This is a genomic window from Pseudomonas sp. GW821-FHT10C09, from assembly GCF_059415465.1.
On sequence record NZ_JBWKNG010000010.1, the window covers coordinates 40,789 to 65,566 of the forward strand.

General features: G+C 59.3%; 29 protein-coding genes. 12 read left to right on the forward strand and 17 right to left on the reverse strand.

Annotated features, from left to right (window positions below; genetic code table 11):
* Window positions 1-133: 133 nt before the first annotated feature.
* The 3 genes from cysN to AC07N8_RS12085 all read right to left on the reverse strand — a co-directional run bounded on the left by cysN (window position 134) and on the right by AC07N8_RS12085 (window position 3,890).
* A complete protein-coding gene (gene cysN, locus AC07N8_RS12075) occupies window positions 134-2,032 on the reverse strand; it encodes a sulfate adenylyltransferase subunit CysN (RefSeq protein ID WP_483842561.1) in 1,899 nt (632 codons plus the stop codon).
* Between the two features lie 9 nt (window positions 2,033-2,041).
* Window positions 2,042-2,959: a sulfate adenylyltransferase subunit CysD gene (gene cysD, locus AC07N8_RS12080; RefSeq protein WP_027924547.1), complete on the reverse strand. Its 918-nt coding sequence runs from the start codon at window positions 2,957-2,959 to the stop codon at window positions 2,042-2,044.
* A 172-nt stretch (window positions 2,960-3,131) separates the two neighbouring features.
* Window positions 3,132-3,890 (reverse strand): Nif3-like dinuclear metal center hexameric protein, encoded by a 759-nt coding sequence (locus AC07N8_RS12085; protein ID WP_493143736.1) that lies wholly within the window; start codon window positions 3,888-3,890, stop codon window positions 3,132-3,134.
* Window positions 3,891-3,992: 102 nt separating this feature from the next.
* Here AC07N8_RS12085 and algW point away from each other — a divergent pair, with 102 nt between their 5' ends.
* Window positions 3,993-5,153 (forward strand): Do family serine endopeptidase AlgW, encoded by a 1,161-nt coding sequence (algW, locus tag AC07N8_RS12090; RefSeq protein ID WP_027924545.1) that lies wholly within the window; start codon window positions 3,993-3,995, stop codon window positions 5,151-5,153.
* A 122-nt stretch (window positions 5,154-5,275) separates the two neighbouring features.
* On the opposite strand, the gene hisC is transcribed toward algW, so the two are convergent.
* From hisC to AC07N8_RS12140, 10 genes are all read right to left on the reverse strand, one after another.
* A complete protein-coding gene (gene hisC, locus AC07N8_RS12095) occupies window positions 5,276-6,328 on the reverse strand; it encodes a histidinol-phosphate transaminase (protein ID WP_493143737.1) in 1,053 nt (350 codons plus the stop codon).
* A gap of 2 nt (window positions 6,329-6,330) precedes the next feature.
* Entirely contained in the window at window positions 6,331-7,656 is a 1,326-nt protein-coding gene (hisD, locus tag AC07N8_RS12100; RefSeq protein WP_493143739.1) for a histidinol dehydrogenase, read from the reverse strand.
* Window positions 7,657-7,780: 124 nt separating this feature from the next.
* A complete protein-coding gene (gene hisG / locus AC07N8_RS12105; protein WP_007942738.1) occupies window positions 7,781-8,416 on the reverse strand; it encodes an ATP phosphoribosyltransferase in 636 nt (211 codons plus the stop codon).
* Window positions 8,417-8,542: 126 nt separating this feature from the next.
* Window positions 8,543-9,808 carry a UDP-N-acetylglucosamine 1-carboxyvinyltransferase gene (gene murA / locus AC07N8_RS12110; protein WP_027924542.1) on the reverse strand — a complete coding sequence of 422 codons (1,266 nt, stop codon included), beginning with the start codon at window positions 9,806-9,808 and terminating at the stop codon, window positions 8,543-8,545.
* Window positions 9,809-9,830: 22 nt separating this feature from the next.
* On the reverse strand, window positions 9,831-10,070 hold the full coding sequence (locus tag AC07N8_RS12115) for a BolA family protein (RefSeq protein WP_007912386.1): 240 nt from the start codon (window positions 10,068-10,070) through the stop codon (window positions 9,831-9,833).
* A gap of 113 nt (window positions 10,071-10,183) precedes the next feature.
* Window positions 10,184-10,489 (reverse strand): STAS domain-containing protein, encoded by a 306-nt coding sequence (locus tag AC07N8_RS12120; protein ID WP_483842557.1) that lies wholly within the window; start codon window positions 10,487-10,489, stop codon window positions 10,184-10,186.
* Window positions 10,486-11,142 (reverse strand): MlaC/ttg2D family ABC transporter substrate-binding protein, encoded by a 657-nt coding sequence (locus AC07N8_RS12125; RefSeq protein ID WP_483842556.1) that lies wholly within the window; start codon window positions 11,140-11,142, stop codon window positions 10,486-10,488. Before AC07N8_RS12125 ends, AC07N8_RS12120 begins: the two co-directional genes overlap by 4 nt.
* An 11-nt stretch (window positions 11,143-11,153) precedes the next feature.
* Window positions 11,154-11,621 carry an outer membrane lipid asymmetry maintenance protein MlaD gene (mlaD, locus tag AC07N8_RS12130; RefSeq protein ID WP_027924539.1) on the reverse strand — a complete coding sequence of 156 codons (468 nt, stop codon included), beginning with the start codon at window positions 11,619-11,621 and terminating at the stop codon, window positions 11,154-11,156.
* Window positions 11,621-12,418, reverse strand: coding sequence for a lipid asymmetry maintenance ABC transporter permease subunit MlaE (mlaE, locus tag AC07N8_RS12135; protein WP_123435318.1), 798 nt, complete (start codon window positions 12,416-12,418; stop codon window positions 11,621-11,623). The genes mlaD and mlaE overlap by 1 nt, the downstream gene beginning before the upstream one ends.
* Window positions 12,418-13,227 carry an ATP-binding cassette domain-containing protein gene (locus tag AC07N8_RS12140; protein WP_007942749.1) on the reverse strand — a complete coding sequence of 270 codons (810 nt, stop codon included), beginning with the start codon at window positions 13,225-13,227 and terminating at the stop codon, window positions 12,418-12,420. Before AC07N8_RS12140 ends, mlaE begins: the two co-directional genes overlap by 1 nt.
* A 277-nt stretch (window positions 13,228-13,504) precedes the next feature.
* Here AC07N8_RS12140 and AC07N8_RS12145 point away from each other — a divergent pair, with 277 nt between their 5' ends.
* The 10 genes from AC07N8_RS12145 (at window position 13,505) to AC07N8_RS12190 (ending at window position 20,531) form a co-directional block, all read left to right on the forward strand.
* Window positions 13,505-14,479, forward strand: a complete 975-nt coding sequence (locus AC07N8_RS12145) for a KpsF/GutQ family sugar-phosphate isomerase (RefSeq protein WP_483842555.1) — start codon at window positions 13,505-13,507, stop codon at window positions 14,477-14,479.
* A complete protein-coding gene (locus tag AC07N8_RS12150) occupies window positions 14,479-15,003 on the forward strand; it encodes a KdsC family phosphatase (RefSeq protein ID WP_483842554.1) in 525 nt (174 codons plus the stop codon). Before AC07N8_RS12145 ends, AC07N8_RS12150 begins: the two co-directional genes overlap by 1 nt.
* 7 nt (window positions 15,004-15,010) lie before the next feature.
* On the forward strand, window positions 15,011-15,583 hold the full coding sequence (lptC, locus tag AC07N8_RS12155) for an LPS export ABC transporter periplasmic protein LptC (RefSeq protein WP_483842553.1): 573 nt from the start codon (window positions 15,011-15,013) through the stop codon (window positions 15,581-15,583).
* Window positions 15,570-16,118: a lipopolysaccharide transport periplasmic protein LptA gene (gene lptA / locus AC07N8_RS12160; protein WP_027924533.1), complete on the forward strand. Its 549-nt coding sequence runs from the start codon at window positions 15,570-15,572 to the stop codon at window positions 16,116-16,118. The genes lptC and lptA overlap by 14 nt, the downstream gene beginning before the upstream one ends.
* Window positions 16,118-16,843 carry an LPS export ABC transporter ATP-binding protein gene (lptB, locus tag AC07N8_RS12165; protein ID WP_027924532.1) on the forward strand — a complete coding sequence of 242 codons (726 nt, stop codon included), beginning with the start codon at window positions 16,118-16,120 and terminating at the stop codon, window positions 16,841-16,843. The genes lptA and lptB overlap by 1 nt, the downstream gene beginning before the upstream one ends.
* Before the next feature lie 183 nt (window positions 16,844-17,026).
* A complete protein-coding gene (locus tag AC07N8_RS12170; RefSeq protein ID WP_483842552.1) occupies window positions 17,027-18,520 on the forward strand; it encodes an RNA polymerase factor sigma-54 in 1,494 nt (497 codons plus the stop codon).
* Between the two features lie 74 nt (window positions 18,521-18,594).
* Window positions 18,595-18,903 (forward strand): ribosome hibernation-promoting factor, HPF/YfiA family, encoded by a 309-nt coding sequence (gene hpf, locus AC07N8_RS12175; protein WP_007941242.1) that lies wholly within the window; start codon window positions 18,595-18,597, stop codon window positions 18,901-18,903.
* 12 nt (window positions 18,904-18,915) lie between these two features.
* Window positions 18,916-19,380 carry a PTS IIA-like nitrogen regulatory protein PtsN gene (gene ptsN, locus AC07N8_RS12180; RefSeq protein ID WP_493143749.1) on the forward strand — a complete coding sequence of 155 codons (465 nt, stop codon included), beginning with the start codon at window positions 18,916-18,918 and terminating at the stop codon, window positions 19,378-19,380.
* Window positions 19,381-19,382: 2 nt separating this feature from the next.
* Window positions 19,383-20,240 (forward strand): RNase adapter RapZ, encoded by an 858-nt coding sequence (gene rapZ / locus AC07N8_RS12185; RefSeq protein ID WP_140666776.1) that lies wholly within the window; start codon window positions 19,383-19,385, stop codon window positions 20,238-20,240.
* 15 nt (window positions 20,241-20,255) lie between these two features.
* Window positions 20,256-20,531 carry an HPr family phosphocarrier protein gene (locus AC07N8_RS12190; protein ID WP_483842551.1) on the forward strand — a complete coding sequence of 92 codons (276 nt, stop codon included), beginning with the start codon at window positions 20,256-20,258 and terminating at the stop codon, window positions 20,529-20,531.
* Window positions 20,532-20,539: 8 nt separating this feature from the next.
* Here AC07N8_RS12190 and AC07N8_RS12195 read toward each other — a convergent pair whose 3' ends face one another.
* From AC07N8_RS12195 to pmbA, 4 genes are all read right to left on the reverse strand, one after another.
* The gene (locus AC07N8_RS12195) at window positions 20,540-21,433 is read right to left on the reverse strand and encodes a ZIP family metal transporter (RefSeq protein WP_493143752.1); all 894 of its coding nucleotides are present in this window, start codon (window positions 21,431-21,433) and stop codon (window positions 20,540-20,542) included.
* 30 nt (window positions 21,434-21,463) lie between these two features.
* On the reverse strand, window positions 21,464-22,075 hold the full coding sequence (locus AC07N8_RS12200; protein WP_483842549.1) for a superoxide dismutase: 612 nt from the start codon (window positions 22,073-22,075) through the stop codon (window positions 21,464-21,466).
* Window position 22,076: 1 nt separating this feature from the next.
* Window positions 22,077-22,505 (reverse strand): DUF2753 family protein, encoded by a 429-nt coding sequence (locus AC07N8_RS12205; RefSeq protein ID WP_493143755.1) that lies wholly within the window; start codon window positions 22,503-22,505, stop codon window positions 22,077-22,079.
* A gap of 294 nt (window positions 22,506-22,799) precedes the next feature.
* A complete protein-coding gene (pmbA, locus tag AC07N8_RS12210; RefSeq protein ID WP_493143757.1) occupies window positions 22,800-24,146 on the reverse strand; it encodes a metalloprotease PmbA in 1,347 nt (448 codons plus the stop codon).
* A 107-nt stretch (window positions 24,147-24,253) separates the two neighbouring features.
* Between pmbA and yjgA the strand changes: the two genes are divergently transcribed.
* Window positions 24,254-24,778: a ribosome biogenesis factor YjgA gene (gene yjgA / locus AC07N8_RS12215; RefSeq protein WP_123405273.1), complete on the forward strand. Its 525-nt coding sequence runs from the start codon at window positions 24,254-24,256 to the stop codon at window positions 24,776-24,778.

Genomic DNA, 24,778 nt, shown 5'->3' on the forward strand with positions numbered 1-24,778 from the left:
CTTGAGTGAACACAGAATTTGCGTTCACAGATAACCAGTGTGGGAGCGAGCCTGCTCGCGAAGGGGGTCTGAAGGGCACAAAAAAACCCGCCGAAGATTACTCATCGGCGGGTTTTTTATGACCGGCTAACGCTTAGATCGCGCCACGGCTACGCAGCAGATCCAGCACCTGCTTGACGCTTTCTTCCAGCGACAGCGACTGGGTATCGACCACAAGGTCGGCATCCAGCGGCACATCGAACGGGAAGGAATCGCCCGGGATGTTATCCCCGGCAGCCGCGTACAGACCTTGCGGGTCACGTTCGGCGCAAACAGCAGGCGAAGCCTGCACGTAAACAGTCAGCAAACGCTCTTTGCCGATCAGTTCCCGGGCCTGCTCACGACCTTCAGCACTTGGTGCAACGAAGGCTGCGAGGGTCAGCAAACCGGCTTCGTTGAACTGACGCGCAACATGCGCGGCACGACGCCAGTTCTCGGTACGCCCGGCGCGGTCCTGTGGCAGACCTTTGTTCAGGTCGTGACGCAGGTTCTGGCCATCGAGCACAAACACCGCACGGCCCATGTCGAACAGCTTGCGTTCAACCGCGTAGGCCAGCGTGCTTTTGCCCGCACCCGACAGGCCGCTGAACAACACGGTGGCTGGTTGCTGGCCGAAGCGCTGGGCGCGTTCTTCCGTGGCGACGTGAGCGAGTTTGCCATGGTGCGTAGCGCTGCCCTGCGCCACTGGCTGAGCGATGATCATGCCGGCGGCGACGGTGCCATTGGTCAAACGATCAATGACGATGAACGAACCGGTGGTGCGGTTACTCGCGTAACCGTCCAGCGCGATGGCCGCATCGAGGCTGATCTTGACCCGACCGATTTCGTTCAGCTGCAAGGCGCTGGCCGGACCTTCTTCCAGGGTATTCACGTCAACGCGGTTGACGATGCTGGTGATCGAACCCGGCACGTACGTGGTGGCGCGCTTGATGTCGTATTTCTTGCCCGGCAGCATTGGCTCTTCGGCCATCCACACCAGCATGGCGTCGAAGGCGTCGGTCACTTGCGGCAGGTTGTCGGCGTGTACCAGCAAGTCGCCGCGGGAGATGTCGATTTCGTCTTCCATGGTCAGCGTCACTGCCTGACCTGGACCTGCATGCTCCAGCTCACCTTCGAAGGTGACGATGGATTTCACGCGGCTGCTCTTGCCCGACGGCAGCACAACGACTTCGTCGCCCTTGTGCACGACGCCGCTGGCCAGGGTGCCGGCGAAACCACGGAAGTTCAGGTTCGGACGGTTGACGTACTGCACCGGGAATCGCAGGTCGGTGTAGTTGCGGTCGCTGGCGATTTCGACGGTTTCCAGAATTTCCATCAGCGACTGGCCGGTGTACCACGGCGAGCGCTCGGACTTGTTCACCACGTTGTCGCCTTTCAGCGCCGACATCGGCACGAAGGCCATGGTGGTCGGCTTGAAGGCGATGCCTTCGGCGAACTTCAGGTAATCAGCCTTGATCGTCTCGAAGACGCTTTGGTCAAAGCCATTGATGTCCATCTTGTTGACGGCCACCACGATGTGTTTGATGCCCAGCAACGAGGCAATAAAGCTGTGGCGACGGGTCTGGGTCTGCACGCCGTAACGGGCGTCGATCAGGATGATCGCCAGGTCACAGGTGGATGCACCGGTGGCCATGTTGCGGGTGTACTGCTCATGGCCGGGGGTGTCGGCGATGATGAATTTGCGCTTGGCGGTGGAGAAATAGCGGTAGGCGACATCGATGGTGATGCCCTGCTCACGCTCGGCCTGCAAGCCGTCGACCAGCAACGCCAGGTCGATGTCATCGCCAGTGGTGCCGACTTTTTTCGAGTCGCGGGTAATGGCTTCCAGGTGATCTTCGTAGATCATCTTGGAGTCGTGCAGCAGGCGCCCGATCAGGGTGCTCTTGCCGTCATCGACGTTGCCACAGGTCAGAAAGCGCAGCATTTCCTTGCGTTCGTGCTGGCCCAGGTAGGCGAGGATGTCCTCGCTGATCAAATCAGATACGTGCGACATGACAACCCCTTAGAAATAACCCTGACGTTTCTTTTCTTCCATCGAGCCTGCGCCATCGTGGTCGATGACCCGGCCCTGGCGTTCGGAAGTTCGCGTCAGGAGCATTTCCTGAATGATGTCGGTCAGCGTGACAGCCTCGGACTCGACCGCACCGGTCAGCGGGTAGTCACCGAGCGTACGGAAACGGACCTTCTTCTTGACGATGCGCGCCTTGTCTTCATCGCTCAGGTGATTGAGCAGGCGTTCGTCGTCGATCATGATCCAGGTGCCATTCATCTCGATGACGTCGCGCTCGGCGGCGAAATACAGCGGCACGATCGGGATGCCTTCGAGGTAGATGTACTGCCAGATGTCCAGTTCGGTCCAGTTCGACAAAGGGAACACACGAATGGATTCGCCCTTGTTGACGTTGCCGTTGTAGACGTTCCACAGCTCTGGACGCTGGTTTTTCGGGTCCCAGCGGTGCTTGGTGTCGCGGAAGGAATACACGCGTTCTTTGGCGCGGGATTTCTCTTCGTCACGACGGGCGCCACCGAAAGCGGCATCGAAACCATACTTGTCGAGGGCCTGCTTGAGGCCTTCGGTTTTCATGATGTCGGTGTGTTTGGCACTGCCGTGGGTCAGCGGGTTGATGCCCTGCGCGACGCCATCGGGGTTGACGTGCACCAGCAGGTCAAGGCCGAGCTCTTCGACCATGCGGTCGCGGAACGCGTACATTTCCTTGAACTTCCACCGGGTGTCGACGTGCATCACCGGGAACGGCAGCTTGCCCGGGAAGAATGCCTTGCGCGCAAGGTGCAGCATCACGGCGGAATCTTTACCGACGGAGTACAGCATCACCGGGTTATCGAACTCGGCGGCGACCTCGCGGATGATGTGGATGCTTTCGGCCTCCAGCTGTTTCAGATGCGTCAGTTTGTCGACCATGGCTACTCACGAAAACGATCTTATGGACGGCCAGCGGGCCGTGTTCGAGCGAGGAATCCTAGCACAGCGACCTCTTCTAATCAGGACGCCAACTAGATCGAAAGGGTATATGAATATACCCCCTCGTTTGGGCGCCAGAGACCCATGCCGTTCACAGAATTTGCACATACCCTCAAATAGGATTGGGGCAATCAATGAAGATATGTTCGAGGGCAAACCGGCGCGCCAGATAGTCACCCAGTGCCTGCACACCATAACGCTCAGTGGCGTGATGGCCGGCGGCGATGAAGCTGATGTCGTTTTCCCGGGCGCTGTGAAAGGTCTGCTCCGAAGCTTCACCACTGAGGTACAGATCGACACCGGCCAATACCGCCTGATCGATGTAACCCTGACCGCCGCCCGTGCACCAACCGACCCGGCGAATCATCTTGCTGCCTTCGACCAGCAGCGGCTCGCGGCCCATGACTTCCTGGACGCGACGGGCGAAATCACGCGGCGTCATCGGTTCGCTCAACGATCCGACCAGGCCAACAACTTTAGAATTGTCCGGATCCAGCGGGCCTTCGACGGTGATGTCGAGCTGACGTGCCAGTTGCACGTTGTTGCCGACGTCCGGGTGCAGGTCCAGTGGCAAGTGATAAGACAGCAGGCTGATGTCGTGCTTGAGCAAGGTCTTCAAGCGACGCTGCTTCATGCCGGTAATGCAGGGGTTCTCGCCTTTCCAGAAATAACCGTGATGCACCAGCACCAGATCGGCCTCGGCTTCGACCGCAGCGTCCAGTAGTGCCTGGCTCGCCGTGACGCCACTGACAATGCGCATCACTTGCGGCCGGCCCTCGACTTGCAAGCCGTTGGGGCAGTAATCGGCAATTTTGGCGCTGGAGAGGTAACGGTCGGCTTCTTCGACCAGGGTGCTCAGGGGGACGGCCATAAAAGACTCCTAAATATCCCGTTCAGAGGCGCGCGTGGCCTCGTATAATGCGCGACATTATGGGCGGTCTCATACCGCCTGCAACCTTTCAGGAAGTGCTTAATGCTCAAGGCGCTGCGTTTTTCCGGCTGGCCGCTGTTGGCCGGCGTGCTTATCGCTCTTTTGATAATTCAGCGTTACCCGCAGTGGGTCGGGCTTCCGAGCCTCGACGTGAACTTGCAGCAAGCACCGCAAACCACCAGCGTGCAACAGGGCCCGGTGTCCTATGCCGACGCCGTGGTCATTGCCGCACCGGCGGTGGTCAACCTGTACACCACCAAAGTCATCAATAAACCGAATCATCCGCTGTTCGAAGACCCGCAGTTCCGTCGCTTCTTCGGTGACAACTCGCCCAAGCAGAAGCGCATGGAATCGAGCCTGGGTTCTGGCGTGATCATGAGCCCGGAAGGTTACATCCTGACCAACAACCACGTCACCACGGGGGCCGACCAGATTGTCGTGGCGCTCAAGGATGGCCGAGAGACCCTGGCCCGCGTGATCGGCAGCGACCCGGAAACCGATCTCGCGGTATTGAAGATCGACCTGAAAACCCTGCCGGCCATCACCATCGGCCGTTCCGACAACATCCGCATCGGCGACGTGGCACTGGCCATCGGCAACCCGTTCGGTGTCGGCCAGACCGTGACCATGGGCATCATCAGCGCCACCGGCCGCAATCAGCTGGGCCTGAACAACTACGAAGATTTCATCCAGACCGACGCCGCCATCAACCCAGGCAACTCCGGCGGTGCCCTGGTGGACGCCAATGGCAATCTGACCGGCATCAACACCGCGATTTTCTCCAAGTCCGGTGGCTCGCAAGGCATCGGTTTCGCGATCCCGGTCAAGCTGGCGATGGAAGTGATGAAGTCGATCATCGAACACGGCCAGGTGATTCGCGGCTGGCTGGGCATTGAAGTGCAGCCGTTGAGCCAGGAACTGGCGGAGTCGTTCGGTCTGTCGGGGCGTCCGGGGATTGTGGTCGCGGGGATTTTCCGTGACGGTCCGGCGCAGAAGGCCGGCCTGCAATTGGGGGATGTGATCCTCAGCATTGACGGCGAACCGGCCGGCGATGGTCGCCGTTCGATGAACCAGGTCGCGCGGATCAAGCCGACGGACAAGGTCACGGTTCAGGTGATGCGCAATGGCAAGGAGCTCAAGCTCACCGCCGAGATCGGCCTGCGCCCGCCGCCGGCACCGGTCAAAGAGAAAGAAGAAGAGTAACAGCCAACAAAAGACCACTGTGGGAGCGAGCCTGCTCGCGAAGGGGCCATAACATTCAATATCTATGTTGAATGTCAGACCGCCTTCGCGAGCAGGCTCGCTCCCACTGGGTCAGTGTTGAGTTAGAGATCGCCGAGGCCGTCGATCAGTGCCTGATTTTGCTCGGGTGTGCCGATGGAGATCCGCAGGAACTGGGCAATCCGTTCCTGCTTGAAGTGCCGAACGATCACGCCTTGCTCACGCAACTTCGCCGCCAGCCCTGCCGCATCGTGCTTGGGGTGACGGGCAAAAATGAAGTTCGCTGCCGACGGCAACACCTCAAACCCCTTCGCTTCCAGTTGCCCGACGACCTTGTCGCGACTCTCGATCACCAGCTTGCAGGTCTTGTCGAAGTACTCGCGATCTTCGAACGCCGCCGCCGCCCCGACAATCGCCAGACGATCCAGCGGGTAGGAGTTGAAGCTGTTCTTGATCCGCTCCAGCGCCTCAATCAAGTCCGGATGCCCCACCGCCAGGCCAACCCGCAGGCCGGCCAGTGAACGGGATTTTGACAGGGTTTGAGTCACCAGCAGGTTCGGATAACGGTCCACCAACGTGATCGCCGTCTCACCGCCAAAGTCGATGTAGGCCTCATCCACCACGACCACTGAATCCGGGCTGGCCTTGAGGATCTGCTCGACGGCGTCCAGCGCCAGCAGGCAACCGGTCGGTGCATTCGGGTTCGGGAAGATGATCCCGCCGTTCGGTTTGGCGTAGTCGGCCGGGTTGATCTGGAACTGTTCGTCCAGCGGCACGGCGTCGAACTTGATGTCGTACAACCCGCAGTAAACCGGATAGAAGCTGTAGCTGATGTCCGGGAACAGCAGCGGCTGATCGTGTTGCAGCAAACCGTGGAAGATGTGCGCCAGGACTTCATCGGAACCGTTGCCGAGAAACACCTGATTGCCTTGCACGCCGTAGTACCTGGCAACAGCTTGCTTGAGCAGGTCGCTGTTGGGGTCCGGGTACAAACGCAGGTTGTCGTTCAGTTCGGTCTGCATCGCCGCCAGGGCTTTAGGCGATGGACCGTACGGGTTTTCGTTGGTGTTGAGCTTCACCAGTTTCGTCAGTTTCGGCTGCTCGCCCGGCACGTAAGGCACCAGGCTCTTGACGAAGGGGCTCCAGAATTTACTCATGTTCAGTTCCCCTGCTTGTCAGCAATGATGCGGTATTCGGCGCTGCGGGCGTGGGCGGTCAGCGACTCGCCACGGGCCAGAACGGAAGCGGTCTTGCCCAACTCGGACGCACCTTGCTCGGAGCAGAAGATGATCGAGGAGCGTTTCTGGAAGTCGTACACACCCAGCGGCGAGGAGAAACGCGCGGTGCCAGACGTCGGCAACACGTGGTTCGGACCGGCGCAGTAGTCGCCCAAGGCTTCGGAGGTGTGACGGCCCATGAAGATCGCGCCCGCGTGACGGATCTGCGGCAACCAGGCCTGCGGATCAGCGACTGACAACTCAAGGTGTTCCGGCGCGATGCGGTTGGCCACTTCGATGGCTTGTTCCATATCGCGGACCTTGATCAGCGCACCCCGGCCATTGATCGAGGTTTCGATGATATCGGCGCGCTCCATGGTTGGCAGCAGTTTGGCAATGCTCGCGGCGACCTTGTCGAGGAACTCGGCGTCCGGGCTGACCAGAATCGCCTGGGCGTCTTCATCGTGCTCGGCCTGGGAGAACAGGTCCATGGCGATCCAGTCCGGATCGGTCTGGCCGTCGCACACCACGAGAATCTCGGACGGACCGGCGATCATGTCGATCCCGACCTGACCAAACACATGGCGCTTGGCGGTGGCGACATAGATGTTGCCCGGGCCAACCACTTTGTCGACCTTCGGCACGCTTTCGGTGCCGTAAGCCAGTGCGGCAACTGCTTGGGCACCGCCGATGGTGAACACCCGGTCGACGCCGGCGATGCAGGCTGCGGCCAGCACCAACTCGTTGATTTCACCGCGCGGGGTTGGCACCACCATGACGACTTCGGTCACGCCCGCCACTTTGGCCGGGATCGCGTTCATCAGCACCGAGGACGGGTACGACGCTTTGCCGCCCGGTACATACAGACCGGCGCGATCCAGCGGCGTGACTTTCTGGCCCAGCACCGTGCCGTCGGCTTCGGTGTAGCTCCAGGAGTCCTGTTTCTGTTTTTCGTGGTAGCTGCGTACGCGGGCCGCGGCTATTTCCAGGGCTTCGCGCTGTGGCACGGTGATCCGGGTCAGGGCCAGTTCCAGACGCTCGCGCGGCAGGATCAGGTCGGCCATCGAGGCGACTTCGAGGCCATCGAACTTCTGGGTGAATTCCACCAGCGCCGCATCGCCACGCTCGCGCACGGCTTTGATGATGTCCAGCACCCGCTGATTGACCGAGTCGTCAGACACACTTTCCCAGCTCAGCAGATGATCCAGATGATGTGCGAAATCCGGGTCAGCAGCGTTGAGTCGGCGAATTGCAGTCGGTGCGGTCATAGCGAGAGCCTCATAGGAATGGCGAAAACTCAGGTACCCGAAGCTACCATCGATCCGCTTGGGCACCTGAGAATTCTGGCTATGAGGCGGATAGACGGGCGCGACTTAACGTCGCGCAGGTGAATCAGCCGCGGTGTCGAGACTCCACTGCCTTGCGCAGGGTGTCGATCAACGCCTGGATACGGGCGTGCTGCATTTTCATCGAAGCTTTGTTGACGATCAGCCGGGAACTGATGTCGGCAATGAAATCCTGGGGTTCCAGGCCATTGGCGCGCAGGGTGTTGCCGGTGTCGACCACGTCGATGATCTTGTCGGCCAGACCGATCAGCGGCGCCAGTTCCATCGAGCCGTACAGCTTGATGATGTCGACCTGACGACCCTGCTCGGCGTAGTAACGCTTGGCAACGTTGACGAACTTGGTGGCGACCCGCAGGCGGCCTTTGGGCTCGACATCACCGACACGGCCGGCGGTCATCAGCTTGCACAGGGCAATGCGCAGGTCCAGAGGCTCGTACAGGCCCTGGCCGCCATATTCCATCAGCACATCTTTACCGGCGACGCCGAGGTCCGCGGCACCATGCTCGACATACGTCGGCACGTCGGTGGCGCGCACGATCAGCAGACGTACGTCAGGCTGGGTCGTGGGAATGATCAGCTTGCGGCTCTTGTCCGGATTCTCGGTCGGCACGATGCCCGCTTCAGCCAGAAGCGGCAGGGTGTCGTCAAGGATGCGGCCCTTGGACAGTGCGATGGTCAACATGGGAAACGTCAGTCCTTATCAAGGTACTCATGCCCGGTCGCAAACGGCGCCGGACACACATCGAGCCGGAAACCGGCTCGACTTCAACAATTCAACGGGCATGTCCTTATGCCCATGCAGCAGAAACTAGCCCGGTACGCGGCGGATCTTGGCGCCGAGCATCTGCAGTTTCTCTTCGATGCACTCGTAACCACGGTCAATGTGGTAGATGCGGTCGATCAGGGTGTCGCCTTCAGCGATCAGCGCCGAGATCACCAGGCTAGCCGAAGCACGCAGGTCGGTGGCCATGACTGGCGCGCCTTTAAGCGTCTCGGTGCCGGTAACGATGGCCGTGTTGCCTTCGACCTGGATCTTGGCGCCCATGCGGTGCAATTCGTAAACGTGCATGAAGCGGTTTTCGAAGATCGTCTCAATCACAGCGCCCGTGCCTTCGGCAATGGCGTTGAGGGAGATGAACTGCGCTTGCATGTCAGTCGGGAACGCCGGGTATGGAGCGGTCCGCACGTTGACGGCTTTTGGCCGCTTGCCGTGCATGTTCAGCTCGATCCAGTCTTCGCCGCAGGTGATTTCGGCACCCGACTCGCGGAGTTTTTCCAGAACGGCTTCGAGGATGGTCGGATCAGTGTCCTTGACCTTCACACGACCGCCGGTCACGGCAGCCGCCACCAGGTAGGTGCCGGTTTCGATGCGGTCAGGCATCACTTTGTACGTGGTCGGGTGCAGACGCTCAACGCCATCGATGGTGATGGTGTCGGTGCCGGCGCCAGTGATCTTGGCACCCATGGCGATCAGGAAGTTCGCCAGGTCGATGACTTCGGGTTCGCGAGCGGCGTTCTGCAACACGCTGCGGCCCTTGGCCAGAGCGGCCGCCATCATGATGTTTTCGGTACCGGTCACGCTGACGGTGTCGAAGAAGAAGTGCGCGCCGCGCAGGCCACCTTCAGGCGCCTTGGCCTTGATGTAGCCGCCTTCGACGTCGATGACCGCGCCCATGGCTTCGAGGCCACGGATGTGCAGGTCAACCGGACGCGAACCGATGGCGCAACCGCCAGGCAGTGCGACTTCGGCTTCACCGAAACGGGCAACCATCGGGCCCAGCACCAGGATCGACGCACGCATGGTCTTAACCAGTTCGTACGGTGCGATCAGGGTCTTGATGGTGCGCGGGTCGATTTCGACGCTGAGCTTCTCGTCGATCACCGGCTCGATGCCCATGCGGCCGAACAGCTCGATCATCGTGGTGATGTCGTGCAGGTGCGGCAGGTTGGCCACGGTCACCGGGCCATCACACAGCAGGGTGGCAGCCAGGATCGGCAGGGCAGAGTTCTTTGCCCCGGAAATGCGGATTTCGCCATCAAGACGAACGCCACCGGTAATAATCAATTTATCCATAAGAATCTCGACGCCCTTGGGCTCAGGTGCGCTCGGCCCAGGCCGCGCTGCTGAAAAATTTCATAGTGACCGCATGGATGCTGCCATCGGTGATCCATGGGTTCAAATGGGCATAGATCTGCTGCTGACGCTTCACCGGGCTCAACGCCGCCAGTTCATCGCTAATCACGTTCAGCTGGAAATTGCAGCCTTCGCCCTCAACTTCTACCAACGTTCCGGGCAGCTTTCCTTCAAGGAAGCTCTTCACTTCTACGGCCTGCATGCTCAACCTCAATCGGCGCCCTGTGCGCACGGGTCGGACATCATACAAAAAAGCCCCGCGCCTGCGAACCCCGCTAAGCAGGACTCTGACGGGGGGCTTCCTTATAGATGCGGTCAGGGGTGCGCCAACAGCTCGGTCAATTCGCTGACCTGAGCGATTTCACGCATGTCTTCGGGCATCCCGCGGATGCTCAGCGCCTTGCCGGCCGCCTCTGCATCACGCATGAAGCACAGCAGCAGCGATAAGCCGACGCTGCTGGATTTCAACACTGCCGAGCAGTCGACCACCAGTTCAGTCGCGGTACTGGACTTGATCAGCGCCTGCCCCTGCTTGCGCAGACCCGGGCCGGTGAGATAGTCCAGCATGCCACTCAAGCGCAGTTCGCCGGATTCGCTCATGCGAATGGCCGACACACTCATTGGGTGCTCTTCTCGGTGGATGGCGTCTCTGTCGATGCCTTGGCTTTGGCGACTTCCCCGGCCCAACCGTTGATGGTCTTGTCCAGGTCGTTGCCATTGCGCTGCATTGCATCAGCGAACTGGTCACGGAACAGCTTGCCGATGTTGATACCGTTGATGATTACGTTGCGCAGTTTCCACTCGCCATTGATTTTTTCCAGTGTGTAGGACACAGGATAGATCGCGCCGTTACTGCCCTTGACGGTCATGCCAACACTGGTGCGATCGCCCGACTCGTCTTTGGCCGGGTCAACGGTGATGCCCTGGTTGTTGTACTCGAGTAACGCATTGCCATAGAACTGGAACAGGCCCTTCTTGAAGTTTTCTTCAAAGGTTTTCATCTGTGCCGGCGTGGCTTTGCGTGAGTACTTGACTGTCATGATGCTTTTGGAAATGCCTTCGGCATCCACCACAGGTCCGACGATGGTGTTCAGCGCCGTATAGAAGTCCTGTGGGTCCTGCTTGTACTTCTCTTTGTTGGCCGACAGATCGGCCAGCATCCGGTTGGTGGTGTCCTGTACCAGATCGTGCGCGGAAGGCGCCGCCACGGCGTTAGCCATCAACGGCAGCGCCGCGAGTACTACCAACAGGCCACGTCGCAAGGTAGAGATCATTCAAAAGCTCCTCATTTGGCGTCTTTGCTAACGGTATTGAGCAGGAATTTACCGATCAGGTCCTCGAGTACCAGCGACGACTGGGTGTCGTGGATGGTCCCACCATCCTTGAGCAAGGCTTCTTCGCCGCCCACGCTGATACCGATGTACTTCTCGCCCAACAGGCCAGCGGTGAGGATAGATGCAGTGGAGTCAGTCGGCAGGTTATCTACGCGCTTTTCCAGTTGCATGGTCACCCGGCCGGTGAAGCTGTCGCGGTCCAGATCGATCGCCGTGACCTTGCCGATGGTCACACCGGCCATGGTCACTTTAGCTCTGACCGTCAAACCGGCGATATTGTCGAAATACGCATAAAGTTTATACGTGTCAGTGCTCGGGCTCGGGGACAGACCACTCACCCGCAACGCCAGCAGCAATAAAGCCAGGATGCCAGCCAGCAAGAAAAGGCCGACACCGATTTCCAGGGTGCGGTTTTGCATCAGAAATCTCCAAACATCAAGGCGGTCAAAATAAAGTCCAGGCCGAGTACAGCCAGAGAGGCATACACCACGGTCTTGGTAGTGGCACGACTGATCCCCTCGGAAGTGGGTTCACAGTCATAGCCTTGGAATACGGCGATCCAGGTCACGACGAACGCGAAGACGATGCTTTTGATGATGCCATTGAGCACATCATCAGTGAACGTCACGCTGTTTTGCATGTTGGACCAGTACGAACCTTCATACACACCGAGCCAGTCGACGGCCACCCACGAACCGCCCCAGATACCCACCACGCTGAAAATCATCGCCAGCACCGGCAGGGAAATGAAGCCGGCCCACAAGCGCGGGGCGACGATGTATTTGAGCGGGTCGACACCAATCATTTCCAGACTGGACAACTGTTCGGTGGATTTCATGTTGCCGATTTCTGCCGTCAGCGCCGAACCGGCACGCCCGGCGAACAGCAATGCCGTCACCACAGGCCCCAATTCACGCAGCAGCGTCAGCGCAACCATCTGCCCGACCGCCTGTTCCGAGCCGTAGCTGGACAGGATGTTGAAGCCTTGCAGCGCCAGCACCATCCCGATGAACACGCCGGAGACGACAATGATCACCAGGGACATCACGCCCACTGAATGCAACTGCTTGACCAGCAGGCCAAAGCCGCCGCCGATGCCACCGCGACCGAGCAAGGCATGGAACAGGAAAATCGTCGAGCGACCGAACACCGCCAGCACGTCGATGGCGGCATGGCCAAACCGGCGTACGCGTTCTATTAATGAAATCTTGCGCATCAACGCTTCCCCAGAAGATCTGCGCGGTAATCCGTCGCTGGAAAGTGGTATGCGACCGGACCGTCGGGTTCGCCCGTCATAAATTGACGGATCCGTGGCTCCTGCGAGTTCATCAGTTCCTCGGGAGTCCCCTGCCCCAACACCTGGCCTTCGCCGACGACATAGATGTAGTCGGCGATGCTCGCGGTTTCGGCCAGATCGTGGGAGACCACGATACTGGTGATTCCCAGGGCGTCGTTGAGCAGGCGGATCAGGCGCACCAGTACGCCCATGGCGATGGGGTCCTGGCCGACAAAGGGCTCGTCGTACATGAGGATCTGCGGGTCGAGAGCAATTGCCCGGGCCAGCGCAACACGACGCTTCATGCCGCCGGACAACTCGTCAGGCATCAGGTCGATGGCGCCACGCAAGCCCACGGCCTGCAATTTAAGCAGGACGATGTCACGGATCATTTCTTCCGGCAGCTCGGTATGAACGCGCAGCGGGAAGGCGACGTTCTCGAACACATCGAGGTCGGTGAACAGGGCGCCGCTCTGGAACAGCACTCCCATGTGCTTGCGCGCATCGAACAGATCACTGCGCGACAACTTGGGCAGGTTCTGGCCGTTGACCCAGACTTCGCCCTTTGTTGGACGCAATTGTGCGCCCATCAATCGCAACAGCGTGGTTTTGCCACACCCGGAAGGCCCCATGATGCCGGTGACCTTGCCGCGCGGGATACGGATATCGACGTTATTGAAAATGCTGCGCGTACCGCGCTTGAAGGACAGTCCCTTCAGCTCGACCGCGTAGGCGTTATCGGCACTCATCTAAACTCCTTGCGATGCAGCCTCTCACTCGGACGCCTGGCTCTCTGACGAAAGCACATACCTCCCCGGGCAGGCCGAACTGGCGGCGAACTATATCACTGCAAAGGCCAAGCGCCCAAGGCCCAAGCCCGACCATGTTCAGTAACTTGACAGGCAAAAAGCCTCGTTTAGAGGGGATTCGGTTACAGGGGATGACAAAGCGTGACGAACTAGCGTGAGGGTTTTGATCATTACCGCTATAATCGCCGCCTTTTCATCAGGCTATACGATTTCTGACATGAGCCAATCCAGCGACCTGATTCAATCAGCACAACGCACCATCCGCCTCGAACTGGAAGCCGTAGAAGGCTTGCTACCCCACATCGACGCTGATTTCGTACGCGCTTGCGAGATGATTCTGGCCAGCAAAGGCCGCGTGGTTGTAGTAGGCATGGGTAAATCCGGGCACATCGGCAACAAGATCGCCGCCACCCTGGCCAGCACCGGCACCACGGCTTTTTTCGTGCACCCGGCCGAAGCCAGCCATGGCGACATGGGCATGATCACGCGGGATGACATCATCCTGGCCCTGTCGAACTCCGGTTCCACCAACGAAATCGTCACCCTGCTGCCCCTTATCAAGCGTCTGGGCATTCAGTTGATCAGCGTCACCGGCAACCCGGATTCCCCGCTGGCCAAGGCTGCCGAGGTCAATCTCAACGTTCACGTCGAACACGAGGCCTGCCCGCTGAACCTGGCACCGACCTCCTCTACCACTGCCGCTTTGGTGATGGGCGACGCCCTGGCCGTTGCGTTGCTGGAAGCGCGCGGCTTTACCGCTGAAGACTTCGCCTTTTCCCACCCCGGTGGTGCACTGGGCCGACGTCTGCTGCTGAAAGTGGAAAACGTCATGCACGCCGGGCAAGAGCTGCCGCAGGTTCAACGCGGCACCTTGCTCAAGGACGCCTTGATGGAAATGACCCGCAAGGGCCTGGGCATGACCGTCATTCTGGAAGCCGACGGCAAGCTGGCAGGGATCTTCACTGACGGCGATCTGCGCCGCACGCTGGATCGCAGCATCGACATCCACACCGCCACCATCGACCAGGTCATGACCGCCCACGGCAAGACCGCCCGCGCCGAAATGCTCGCCGCCGAGGCCCTGAAAATCATGGAAGACCACAAAATCAACGCCCTGGTCGTGGTCGACAGCGAAGACCGTCCGGTCGGCGCCTTGAACATGCACGACTTGTTGCGTGCAGGAGTAATGTAATGAGTGAGGACCTGCTGCAACGCGGCAAACAGATCAAACTCGCGGTGTTCGACGTCGACGGCGTGCTGACCGACGGACGCCTGTACTTCCTTGAAGACGGTAGTGAGTTCAAGACGTTCAACACCCTCGACGGTCAAGGCATCAAGATGTTGATGGCGGCGGGCGTACAGACGGCTATCATCAGTGGCCGCAAGACCCCGGTGGTCGAACGACGAGCGAAAAACCTCGGTATCCCGCACCTTTATCAAGGCCGCGAGGACAAACTGGTGGTACTGGACGAACTTCTGGCCCAACTCAACCTAAGCTATGAACAAGTGGCCTACCTCGGTGACGACCTGCCGGACCTGCCGGTGATTCGCCGCGTCGGCCTGGGCATGGCGGTAGCCAACGCTGCCAGCTTCGTGCGTGAAAACGCCCATGGCATTACCGTCGCCCGTGGCGGCGAGGGTGCCGCTCGCGAATTCTGCGAATTGATCCTGCGCGCCCAGGGCCGCCTCGATGCGGCTAACGCCGCGTACCTGTGAGCCCATTATGCTGAGCAAAAAGTTTCGTAACATCCTGTTGTTCAGTTGCATCGCGGCGCTGTTCGCTGCGGTCGGCTACTGGAACATCAGCCCGGAACGCTTCCTCGACAAGACAGTTGCCCCTGTCGATGAAAGCGCGATCGACTATTACGCACTCAACGCCCACAGCGTGCAGTACCTGCCGGATGGCAAATTGCAGTACGAAATGACGTCCGACAAGGTCGAACACCTGAAAGCGTCCGAGGTCACGCTGCTGACCAATCCCGACTTGAACATGTTTCGCGGCACCCAGTTTCCCTGGCACGTCCAGAGCGAACACGGGGAAGTCAATCCGGACGGTACTCAGGTCGAGCTGATCGATTCGGTACGTATCACCCGTTTCGACGAAAAAAACCGCAAGACCCTGATTACCACCACCCGTATGACTGTGTTCCCGCAGCAGCAATATGCGCAGACCGACCAACCCGTTAGAATCGACGGCGCTGGCGGTGTATCGACAGGCAACGGAATGAAAGCGTACTTGAAAGAAAGCAGGATACACCTGCTATCTAACGTAAGAGGACAGTATGAGGCTCGTTAAAACCCTCCCTATTTTGCTCAGTCTGGGCGCAGCACTGGGAAGCGTGAGCGCCTGGGCTCTGCCGAACGATCAAGAGCAGCCAATCCGCATTCAGGCCGACGATGCCCAACTGGACGACAAGAATGGCGTTGCCACCTACAAAGGTGACGTGATCATTACCCAGGGTTCGATGATCGTTAAGGGCAACACCGTGACCATCACGCGTACGCCGGCAGGCGACATCGACGTGGTGACTTCGGTGGGCAACCTCGCCTACTTCGAGCAACTGCAGACCGCTGGCGACACCAAGCCTGTGCAGGGCTGGGGCGTGACCATCCAGTACCACGCCGCGCAAAACCGCGTCGTGCTGATCGACAAGGCAAAAGTTGTCGACAAGGATAACAACACCACCCAGGGCGAGAAAATCGTCTACGACACGGTCAAGAAGCTTGCGAGCGCTGGCCGTGCGACAGGTAACAAGGTCACCGAGGCGCGTCCACGCATCGACATGGTGATCCAGCCGAAGAAGAAAACCGACGAGCAGAAGGCCCAGTAATGGCAACTCTGAAAGCTCAGCATCTGGCCAAGAGCTACAAGAGCCGCCAGGTCGTGCGTGACGTCAGCCTGTCGATCGACAGCGGTCAAATCGTCGGCCTGCTGGGTCCCAACGGCGCCGGCAAGACCACCTGCTTCTACATGATCGTCGGCCTGGTGCAGGCTGATCAGGGCCGCGTACTGATCGACGATCTGGACGTCAGCCACCAGCCCATGCACGGTCGTGCAAAGGCTGGTATCGGCTATCTGCCGCAAGAAGCATCGATCTTCCGCAAACTCTCGGTGGCCGACAACATCATGGCGATCCTCGAGACCCGCAAGGAACTCGACAAGGCCGGGCGTCGCAAAGAGCTGGAAAGCCTGCTGCAGGAATTCCACATCAGCCACATCCGCGACAACCTCGGCATGAGCCTGTCCGGTGGCGAACGCCGCCGCGTGGAGATCGCTCGTGCACTGGCCACCAATCCGAAATTCATCCTGCTCGACGAACCTTTCGCCGGCGTGGACCCGATCTCGGTTGGCGACATCAAGCAGATCATCTACCACCTCAAGGCCAAGGGCATTGGCGTGCTGATCACTGACCACAACGTCCGAGAAACCCTGGATATCTGCGAAACCGCCTACATCGTCAACGATGGCCAGCTGATCGCCGAAGGCGACTCCGCCACTATCCTGGCCAACGACCTGGTTAAAGAAGTTTATCTGGGCCATGAGTTCCGCCTGTAAGCGTTGAGGTGTCTGGCTAGTCGACTGAGCGCTTACGGCGATAAAAATCAACAGGTTTTTATTGTTACAGCGCTCTAGGCAAACACTTCAGTTTCAGGCATATAATTTGCTTATGTTTGGCGCTCCGGCGCCCTGTAGTGGATGGCGCATGTGCGCCGGCGAATAAGGTGTTAAGCCCCTGCCATGAAACCATCGCTAGTCTTGAGAATGGGCCAGCAGCTGACGATGACACCGCAGCTGCAACAGGCCATCCGCCTGCTCCAATTGTCGACCCTGGACCTGCAACAGGAAATCCAGGAGGCCCTGGAGTCCAATCCGATGCTCGAACGCCAGGAAGAAGGCGACGACTTCGACAACGCCGACCCCTTGGCCGACAAAGCCGAACAGCAACCCAATGCCGATGTTTCGGAACCCTCCTACCAGGAAACCGCCCCGACGGTGGACAACCTCGAGGAAGGTGACTGGAACGAGCGCATTCCTAACGAACTGCCCGTCGACACAGCCTGGGAAGACGTCTACCAGACCAGCGCCAGCAGCCTGCCGAGCAACGATGACGACGAATGGGACTTCACCACTCGCACATCGGCCGGCGAGAGCCTGCAAAGCCACCTGCTCTGGCAACTGAACCTGGCACCGATGTCCGACACCGATCGCCTGATCGCCGTGACCCTGATCGACTGCATCAACAATCAGGGCTACCTGGATGAAACCCTCGAGGAGATCCTCGAAGCGTTCGATCCGGAACTGGACATCGAACTGGACGAAATCGAAGCCGTCCTGCACCGCATCCAGCAATTCGAACCGGCCGGCATCGGCGCGCGTAACCTGGGCGAATGCCTGCTGCTGCAATTGCGCCAATTGCCCGTCAAGACACCTTGGCTGACCGAAGCCAAGCGCCTGGTCAGCGACTACATCGATTTGCTCGGCAGTCGTGACTACAGCCAGTTGATGCGCCGCATGAAGCTCAAGGAAGATGAACTGCGCCAGGTTATCGAACTGGTCCAGAGCCTCAACCCGCGCCCCGGCTCGCAGATCGAATCCAGCGAAGCCGAGTATGTCGTCCCCGACGTAATCGTGCGCAAGGATAACGAACGCTGGCTGGTGGAACTGAACCAGGAATCGGTGCCAAGGCTGCGGGTCAACGCCCAATACGCCGGGTTTGTTCGTCGCGCCGACACCAGCGCTGATAACACCTTCATGCGCAATCAGTTGCAAGAGGCCCGCTGGTTCATCAAGAGCCTGCAAAGTCGCAATGAAACCCTGATGAAAGTTGCCACCCAGATCGTCGAGCATCAGCGCGGCTTCCTGGAATACGGCGACGAAGCCATGAAGCCGTTGGTCCTGCATGACATCGCCGAAGCGGTAGGCATGCACGAATCGACGATTTCACGGGTGACCACGCAAAAATTCATGCATACCCCTCGAGGTATTTATGAGCTGAAGTACTTTTTCTCCAGTCACGTCAGCACCTCCGAAGGCGGCGAATGCTCGTCCACGGCGATCCGCGCGATCATCAAAAAACTGGTTGCCGCGGAAAATCAGAAAAAGCCGTTGAGTGACAGCAAGATCGCTGGTTTACTGGAGGCACAAGGCATTCAGGTGGCTCGCCGCACCGTCGCCAAGTACCGCGAATCCTTGGGGATCGCGCCTTCGAGCGAACGCAAGCGGTTGATGTAGAGCCACGCCACAGCGTTCCAGTGGTAGATCATCTGATCTACCGCTTTATGCACTGGCAACGAAGGAGAAGCTGTATGCAAGTCAACATCAGTGGACACCAACTGGAAGTGACCGAACCCCTGCGCACCTACATCGGCGAAAAACTCGAACGATTAGAGCGGCATTTCGACAAGATCACCAACGTGCAGGTCACGATGACGGTCGAGAAGCTGAAGCAGAAAATCGAAGCCACCCTGCATATTCCCGGCAATGAAGTGGTCGCCAACGCGGAACATACCGATATGTACGCGGCGATCGACGCACTGACCGACAAGCTGGATAAACAACTCAAAAAGCATAAGGAAAAGACCCAGAGCCTCCTCCAGGGTGCAACCGGTCGTTAACACTCCCAACCCATGATCCGACTTGAAAACATCCTGACCCCCGGCCGTTCCCTCGTGAACGTGCCGGGCGGCAGTAAAAAGAAAGCCCTCGAACAAATTGCCAACCTGATCGCCCGGGAAGTGCCGGATCTGGAGATGCAAGATGTCTTCGAGGCTTTGATTGCCCGTGAAAAACTCGGCTCGACCGGTTTTGGCAACGGCATCGCCATCCCCCACTGCCGCCTGAAGGGTTGCGAGTCGCCCATCAGCGCCTTGATGCACCTCGACGCCCCTATCGATTTCGACGCCATCGACGGCGCTCCGGTTGACCTGCTGTTCGTATTGCTGGTCCCGCAAGCCGCTACCGATGTGCACCTTGAACTGCTCCGCCAGATCGCCAGCATGCTCGATCGCAAAGAAGTCCGTGATCGTCTGCGCAGCGCCCCGAGCAACGAAGCCTTGTATCAGGTTGTCCTGGACGAGCAAAACGGTCCGTAACCATGCGCTTGATCATCGTCAGTGGCCGTTCCGGCTCAGGTAAAAGTACCGTACTCGATGTTCTCGAGGACAACGGCTACTACTGCATCGACAACCTGCCCGCCGGCTTGCTGCCGGAACTGGCCGAACGCGCACTGATTCATACCGAACTGGCACAGCCGCTGGTCGCCGTGTCCATCGATGCGCGCAACCTGCCGAGCCACCTGTCACGCTTTCCCGAACTGCTCGAAGAAGTCCGTAGCCGGCATATCAAGTGCGATGTGCTGTACCTGGACGCCGACGAAGAAACCCTGCTCAAGCGCTTTTCCGAAACCCGTCGACGTCACCCGCTGAGCACTGCCAACCGTTCATTGGCCGAAGCTATCGAGGACGAAAGCAATCTGCTGGGTCCGATCGTCGATCTGGCCGACCTCAAGATCAATACCACGAACCTGAACCTGTACCAGCTGCGCGACACCATCAAGCTGCGCCTGCTGAACCAGCCGGAAGCCGGTACTGCATTTCTGGTCGAGTCGTTCGGATTCAAGCGTGGCATGCCCGTGGACGCGGACCTGGTGTTCGACGTGCGCTGCCTGCCCAACCCTTACTGGAAGCCGGAGCTGCGTGCGCAGTCCGGGCTCGATCAGCCGGTGGCCGAGTACCTCGCCGCTCAACCGGACGTCGAAGAAATGTTCCAGGACATATCGTCGTATCTGCTCAAGTGGCTGCCGCGCTTTGCCGCCAGCAACCGCGCTTATGTCACCATTGCCATTGGCTGCACCGGCGGGCATCACCGCTCCGTCTACCTGACCGAACGTCTGGGCCAGGTTCTGCAACAATCCCTGAAGAATGTCCAGGTCCGCCACCGCGACCTCAGCTAAAGGATTCACACCGCGATGCCTGCTCTGGAAATCGAAATCATCAACAAGCTGGGCCTGCATGCCCGTGCTTCTGCAAAATTTGTCGGCGTCGCCGGTGAATTCAAGAATTGCACGATCAGAGTAGGACGCACGCCGGAATCCACGGTCGATGGCAAAAGCATCATGGCCATGATGATGCTCGCTGCGGGCAAGGGCACCAAAATCCACCTGAGCACTGAAGGTGAACAGGCTGACGAAGCGATGCAGGCATTGGTGGACTTGATCAACAGATATTTCGACGAAGGTGAATAAACGCTCGCCTAGGCGAGCGCCGTATCCATCACCATCATCAAACAAAACCCGATCAGCAAACCAAGACTCGCCAGTTTGTCGTGACCGTTACGTCGCGACTCGGGGATGACTTCATGGGTGACCACCAGCAACATCGCCCCCGCCGCCAGTGCCAATCCCAAAGGTAACAACAGCTCCGCAAGACTCACCAACCACGCACACAACAGCGCAAATACCGGCTCGACCAAACCTGACGCCGCACCGATCAGGAACGCCTTGACCCGCGACATCCCCGCCCCGGCCAACACCAACGCAATCACCAGCCCTTCCGGGACATCCTGCAACGCGATGCCCATGGCCAGACTGTCCGCTTCCGGCATTCCACCGCCCGCCGAAACACCGACCGCCATGCCTTCAGGAATGTTGTGGGCGATGATGGCAAAGACAAACAACCAGATCCGCGGTGGAATCACTGGCCGCTCCAGCGTCCCGACCAGCATTTCCGGCGATGCGCCAGACACCTTGCGATCCACCAGAAACAATCCGAATGCCCCCAGCATGATGCCGAAGCTGATCAGGCCGCTGGAAGCCCAAGGCGTCAGCCCCAGGCCTTCAGCGGCGGAAATACCCGGGACAATCAACGAAAACGCCGTTGCAGCGAGCATCACCCCGGCTCCAAAACCGAGCAACGTATCGCTGACCACCTGAGGCATCCGACGTATCACCAACACGGGTACCGCACCCAACGCGGTGCCCAAGGCACAAATCGCCCCGCCTTGCAGTGCACGCGACAGTCTTGGTTCGAGGTCCAGCCACGCCAGCCCATGGCTGACCAGCAATGTCATGCCCGCCAGCAGTAACAGCGATCCGAATGCATAACGAAACATCCGTCCACTTCCGATCGCCAGTGTTTCAGTGCCCATAGTCAGCCTTGGAATGTTTTTATAGAGGACTTAAACCAGCGCAGCCTGATAGCGCGCGGCGACTTCAGGCCAATTGATCACGTTGTAGAACGCGTTGATGTATTCAGGACGGCGGTTCTGGTAACGCAGGTAATAGGCGTGTTCCCACACATCCAGACCCAGAATCGGCGTGTTGCCGCTCATCAACGGGCTGTCCTGATTGCCGCTGCTTTCAACGACCAGGGTCTTTTGCGGCGTCACACTCAGCCACGCCCAACCGCTGCCAAAACGGGTCAGCGCAGCTTTGGTGAAGGCTTCCTTGAAACTGGCCAGGCCACCCAGTTGCCAATCAATCGCGTCGGCCAGCGCACCGTCAGGGTTGCCGCCGCCATTGGGCGCCATCACTTCCCAGAACAGCGAATGGTTGGCATGCCCGCCGCCCTGATTGATCACCGCTGCACGAAGGTTTTCCGGCAGTTGCTGAACGGCGGACACCAGTTTCTCCACTGGCCAATCGGCAAATTCAGTGCCTTCGACCGCCGCGTTGAGGTTGTTGATATAGGTCTGGTGATGCTTGGTGTAATGGATTTCCATGGTTTGCGCATCAATGTGCGGTTCCAGGGCATCGTAGGCGTAAGGCAAGGCAGGCAAGGTAAAAGCCATTTCAATGAACTCCATGATGTTGAGGCGCAGGCGAGGCTGCATCGATGTGCAGCAGCCGATGGGTGCGCGGGTATTCACCGTGCTCGCTGATGAAATTCAACAGCTCGACATAGGTCTTGCTGCTTTGGCGTAGCGCAGCATCGCGCAGGGCCGGTGCCAGACGCGGGTTTTGCAGGGTCTGCAACAGCCGTTGATGGATCGCGCACAAATATTCGGCGCTCTCCTCCGGCTGGTTCAGACGCAAATGCAGGTCCGCCAGGTTGTGGTGGGAAATCACGCAGGCCGCCACCGCTTCGTCGGCATCCGCCCAGCGCTCGAACAACACCTGGGCCAGAGCCAGTGCCTGTAAGTAAGCTTCGCGGGCATCGACGTATTCGCCCAGCATGAAACAGCGATTTGCCCGTTCGATCGTGCGTTTCCAATGTTCCATGGTGAGCCTCCAAAGCGGATGCGGTGATTAGATGGACCAGAGAGACGCTGCCCGGCCCGCTCGCTAATGCGATTGATTATTAGATGATAATGAGAACCAAAACAACCCCGGCGACATGCAACGGAATTATTGTGGGAGCGAGCCTGCTCGCGAAATGCGGAGTGCCAGTTGACATGGTGGGTGGATGTTTCACTGCTATCGCGAGCAAGCTCACGCCTACAGGGGCCGGTGCAAGACGCATAAAAAAGGCGCGCCATCCGATGGGATGGCGCGCCTTTTTTGAAGCGGTGAGGTTTAGCTACCCGCCACCGTCATCCGCTCGATCAGCACCGAGCCGGTGCGAATGTTGCTGCGCAGTTCCAGGTCATTACCGACCGCAACAATCTGCTTGAACATGTCGCGCATGTTGCCGGCGATGGTCACTTCCTGCACGGCGAACTGGATTTCGCCATTCTCGACCCAGTAACCCGCCGCCCCACGGGAGTAATCGCCGGTGACCATATTCAGGCCCTGGCCCATCAACTCCGTGACCAGCAGGCCACGGCCCATGCGCCGCAGCAACGCCGCCTGGTCTTCATCACCATGGGTGACGAACAGGTTGTGCACGCCGCCAGCGTTGGCCGTGCTTGGCATACCGAGTTTGCGCCCGGAGTAGGTGCCGAGAATGTAGGAGACCAACTCGCCCTTTTCGACGAACGGTTTGGCGTAGGTCGCCAGGCCATCACCATCGAACGCCGAACTGCCCATGGCGCGCATCAGGTGCGGACGCTCGTCGATGGTCAACCATTCCGGGAACAGCTTCTGACCCAGCGTGCCTTCGAGGAACGACGATTTGCGGTACAGACTGCCGCCGGAAATCGCCGACAGGAAGCTGCCGAACAAACCACCCGCCAACTCGGCGGAAAACAGCACCGGCACCTCGCAGGTCGGCACCGGTCGCGCGCCCAAACGGCTCGCCGCCCGTTGCGCGGCACGCTGGCCGATGCTCTCCGCAGAGGCCAGCAAATTGCCCTGACGGTTCACGTCGTACCAGTAATCACGCTGCATCTGGCCATCGGCCTCGGCGATCATCACGCAGCTCAGGCTGTGGCGGGTCGACGCATAGCCACCGATAAACCCGTGGCTGTTGCCGTACACCCGGCAGCCCTGATGGGTGCTGAGGGTAGTGCCATCAGCATTCTTGATCCGGCTGTCCGTGGCAAACGCCGCGGCTTCGCAGGCCAGCGCTTGTTCGATGGCTTGCTCCGGGGTGATGTCCCATTGGTGGAACAGGTCAAAGTCCTGCAGATCGCGAGCCATCAGCGCGGCATCAGCCAGGCCCGAGGCTTCGTCTTCGGAGGTGTGCTTGGCGATGGCCAGCGCCGCCGCGACGGTTTCGCGAATGGCCTCAGGGCCGCTCGCCGAAGTACTGGCCGAGCCTTTGCGCTGGCCGACGTACAAGGTGATGCCAAAGCCCTGATCGCGGTTGAATTCGACGGTTTCGACCTCACGCTGACGCACCGACGTGGACAGGCCCTGCTCCAGGGACACGGCGACTTCGCAGGCGCTGGCGCCCTGACGCTTGGCTTCAGCGATGATCTGCTCGACTTGTTCTTGCAGTGCCGGCAACGCTTGTGGGCCGACGCTTTCAACTGCACTCATGCTGTTCTCCACTCAAATTCTGCTTTCGGTAAGGCCTTCGAGCGACCGGGCCGGACAAGCGGCCCCCGACTGGTTATCATGGCGGCGTTTCTTTGCGGACGGCCACCATGGTTGATTCTTACGACGACTCCCTCGATACGGGAGAAAAAAGCAAATCCCAGGTTAAACGCGAGCTTCATGCTCTGGTTGACCTTGGCGAGCGCCTTACAACACTCAAGCCTGACTTGCTGGCAAAACTGCCGTTGACCGACGCTATGCGCCGGGCCCTGGCCGATGCGCCGAAGCACACCGCGAATATCGCGCGTAAACGGCACCTTATGTTCATCGGCAAACTGATGCGCGATCAGGACACTGACGCCATTCTGACCTTGCTCGATCAACTCGATGCCTCCACCCGGCAGTACAACGAACGTTTCCATGGCCTGGAACGCTGGCGCGATCGCTTGATCGCGGGCGACGATGCAGTCCTGGAGAAGTTCGTGATCGACTACCCGGAGGCTGATCGTCAGCAATTGCGCTCCCTGATCCGTCAGGCCCAGCACGAACTGGCGACCAACAAGCCACCGGCATCGAGCCGTAAAATCTTCAAGTACATCCGTGAGCTGGACGAGACTCAACGCGGTCTGCGTTAA

Bases quoted from the DNA above. Each gene is read 5' to 3' on its own strand.
- mlaD (WP_027924539.1), bottom strand. From the start codon at position 11,621: ATGCAAAACCGCACCCTGGAAATCGGTGTCGGCCTTTTCTTGCTGGCT.
- cysD (WP_027924547.1), bottom strand. From the start codon at position 2,959: ATGGTCGACAAACTGACGCATCTGAAACAGCTGGAGGCCGAAAGCATC.
- ptsN (WP_493143749.1), top strand. From the start codon at position 18,916: ATGATCCGACTTGAAAACATCCTGACCCCCGGCCGTTCCCTCGTGAAC.
- hisD (WP_493143739.1), bottom strand. From the start codon at position 7,656: ATGACCGCACCGACTGCAATTCGCCGACTCAACGCTGCTGACCCGGAT.
- AC07N8_RS12145 (WP_483842555.1), top strand. From the start codon at position 13,505: ATGAGCCAATCCAGCGACCTGATTCAATCAGCACAACGCACCATCCGC.
- pmbA (WP_493143757.1), bottom strand. From the start codon at position 24,146: ATGAGTGCAGTTGAAAGCGTCGGCCCACAAGCGTTGCCGGCACTGCAA.
- mlaE (WP_123435318.1), bottom strand. From the start codon at position 12,418: ATGCGCAAGATTTCATTAATAGAACGCGTACGCCGGTTTGGCCATGCC.
- rapZ (WP_140666776.1), top strand. From the start codon at position 19,383: ATGCGCTTGATCATCGTCAGTGGCCGTTCCGGCTCAGGTAAAAGTACC.
- AC07N8_RS12190 (WP_483842551.1), top strand. From the start codon at position 20,256: ATGCCTGCTCTGGAAATCGAAATCATCAACAAGCTGGGCCTGCATGCC.
- AC07N8_RS12140 (WP_007942749.1), bottom strand. From the start codon at position 13,227: ATGAGTGCCGATAACGCCTACGCGGTCGAGCTGAAGGGACTGTCCTTC.
- hpf (WP_007941242.1), top strand. From the start codon at position 18,595: ATGCAAGTCAACATCAGTGGACACCAACTGGAAGTGACCGAACCCCTG.
- AC07N8_RS12205 (WP_493143755.1), bottom strand. From the start codon at position 22,505: ATGGAACATTGGAAACGCACGATCGAACGGGCAAATCGCTGTTTCATG.
- lptA (WP_027924533.1), top strand. From the start codon at position 15,570: ATGAGGCTCGTTAAAACCCTCCCTATTTTGCTCAGTCTGGGCGCAGCA.
- AC07N8_RS12150 (WP_483842554.1), top strand. From the start codon at position 14,479: ATGAGTGAGGACCTGCTGCAACGCGGCAAACAGATCAAACTCGCGGTG.
- cysN (WP_483842561.1), bottom strand. From the start codon at position 2,032: ATGTCGCACGTATCTGATTTGATCAGCGAGGACATCCTCGCCTACCTG.
- murA (WP_027924542.1), bottom strand. From the start codon at position 9,808: ATGGATAAATTGATTATTACCGGTGGCGTTCGTCTTGATGGCGAAATC.
- lptC (WP_483842553.1), top strand. From the start codon at position 15,011: ATGCTGAGCAAAAAGTTTCGTAACATCCTGTTGTTCAGTTGCATCGCG.
- AC07N8_RS12115 (WP_007912386.1), bottom strand. From the start codon at position 10,070: ATGCAGGCCGTAGAAGTGAAGAGCTTCCTTGAAGGAAAGCTGCCCGGA.
- AC07N8_RS12085 (WP_493143736.1), bottom strand. From the start codon at position 3,890: ATGGCCGTCCCCCTGAGCACCCTGGTCGAAGAAGCCGACCGTTACCTC.
- AC07N8_RS12195 (WP_493143752.1), bottom strand. From the start codon at position 21,433: ATGGGCACTGAAACACTGGCGATCGGAAGTGGACGGATGTTTCGTTAT.
- hisC (WP_493143737.1), bottom strand. From the start codon at position 6,328: ATGAGTAAATTCTGGAGCCCCTTCGTCAAGAGCCTGGTGCCTTACGTG.
- hisG (WP_007942738.1), bottom strand. From the start codon at position 8,416: ATGTTGACCATCGCACTGTCCAAGGGCCGCATCCTTGACGACACCCTG.
- algW (WP_027924545.1), top strand. From the start codon at position 3,993: ATGCTCAAGGCGCTGCGTTTTTCCGGCTGGCCGCTGTTGGCCGGCGTG.
- AC07N8_RS12200 (WP_483842549.1), bottom strand. From the start codon at position 22,075: ATGGCTTTTACCTTGCCTGCCTTGCCTTACGCCTACGATGCCCTGGAA.
- yjgA (WP_123405273.1), top strand. From the start codon at position 24,254: ATGGTTGATTCTTACGACGACTCCCTCGATACGGGAGAAAAAAGCAAA.
- AC07N8_RS12170 (WP_483842552.1), top strand. From the start codon at position 17,027: ATGAAACCATCGCTAGTCTTGAGAATGGGCCAGCAGCTGACGATGACA.
- AC07N8_RS12120 (WP_483842557.1), bottom strand. From the start codon at position 10,489: ATGAGTGTGTCGGCCATTCGCATGAGCGAATCCGGCGAACTGCGCTTG.
- lptB (WP_027924532.1), top strand. From the start codon at position 16,118: ATGGCAACTCTGAAAGCTCAGCATCTGGCCAAGAGCTACAAGAGCCGC.
- AC07N8_RS12125 (WP_483842556.1), bottom strand. From the start codon at position 11,142: ATGATCTCTACCTTGCGACGTGGCCTGTTGGTAGTACTCGCGGCGCTG.